General features: G+C 68.1%; 1 protein-coding gene. It reads right to left on the minus strand.

Translation table 11 applies throughout. From position 1 onward, the window contains the following. Positions 1-1,368, minus strand: a 1,368-nt coding sequence (locus ACREB4_RS21270; protein ID WP_431590233.1) for a beta strand repeat-containing protein, incomplete at both ends; no start/stop codon positions are given.

The raw sequence follows: 1,368 nt of genomic DNA on the forward strand, positions 1-1,368 counted from the left end.
TGCCCACGCTCGATGTGCCCAGGACCAGCGCGTTGGCGTCCGTCACCGCCACGTTGTTCGCGCCCGAGTTGTTCAGGCTCACCGCGCCCGTGAAGTCGTTCGCCTGCGTCAGAGTGATGACGCCAGCGCCGCCGTTGAAGGTCGCCGCGCCCGCGCCGCCCGCCTGCGTCAGCGCGCCGGTCTGCGTGATCCCCACCGCATTGACCGTCAGCGTGCCGCTGCCCACCCCGGAGGTGCCCAGCACCAGCGCGTTGCTGTCCGTAACAGCAACATTGTTGGCGCCGGAGTTGTTCAGGCTCACCGCGCCCGTGAAGTCGTTGCTGGCATTGGTCAGCGTTATGGCATTCGCGCCCGCCGTGAAGCTCGACGTGCCATTGATGTCGAGCAAGCCCGATTGCGAAATGGCCCCACCCGCCGTCACAACCAGATTGCCGGTCAGCGTGGTCGCAGGCAGATCCACCGCCGCCGTATTGAAGATGATCGTGAGGTTATTGAGCCCGCCGGGAAGTACGGGCAGCGTGGCGCCTCCGTTGACATTGCGCAGGCCGATGTCATGGTAGCCACCGCCAGCGGTCAGGAAACTGACCCCGCCGCTGAAGTTGTTGGCCTGGGTATCGAGTTGGATATCGGTACTCGCCGCTGTTGCCGTGATGTTCACCGCCCCAGCGCCGCCTGCCTGTACGACCGCACCGCCGGTTTGCGAGAGCGTGCCGCCGGTCGTGATGTTCAGCATACCGCTGCCCACACTTGAGGCGCCGAGCACCAGCGCGTTGGTATCGGTAACGGCAACGTTGTTCGCGCCGGAGTTGTTCAGGCTCACCGCGCCCGTGAAGTCGTTCGCCTGCGTCAGCGTGATGACGCCCGCCCCGCCGTTGAAGGTGGCCGCGCCCGCCCCGCCCGCCTGGCTCAGCGCGCCGGTCTGCGTGATCCCCACAGCATTGACCGTCAGCGTGCCGCTGCCCACCCCGGAGGTGCCCAGCGCCAGCGCGTTACTGTCCGTGATCTGGACGTTGTTCGCGCCGGAGTTGTTCAGGCTCACCGCGCCGGTGAAGTCGTTCGCCTGCGTCAGGGTGATGACGCCCGCCCCGCCGTTGAAGGTGGCCGCGCCCGCCCCGCCCGCCTGCGTCAAGGCGCCGGTCTGCGTGATCCCCACCGCATTGACCGTCAGCGTGCCCGTGCCCACGCTCGATGTGCCCAGGACCAGCGCGTTGGCGTCCGTCACCGCCACGTTGTTCGCGCCCGAGTTGTTCAGGCTCACCGCGCCGGTGAAGTCGTTCGCCTGCGTCAGGGTGATGACGCCCGCCCCGCCGTTGAAGGTGGCCGCGCCCGCCCCGCCCGCCTGCGTCAAGGCGCCGGTCTGCGTGATCC

This window comes from Aquabacterium sp., from assembly GCF_050725395.1.
In the GTDB taxonomy this organism is placed as follows: domain Bacteria; phylum Pseudomonadota; class Gammaproteobacteria; order Burkholderiales; family Burkholderiaceae_C; genus Aquabacterium.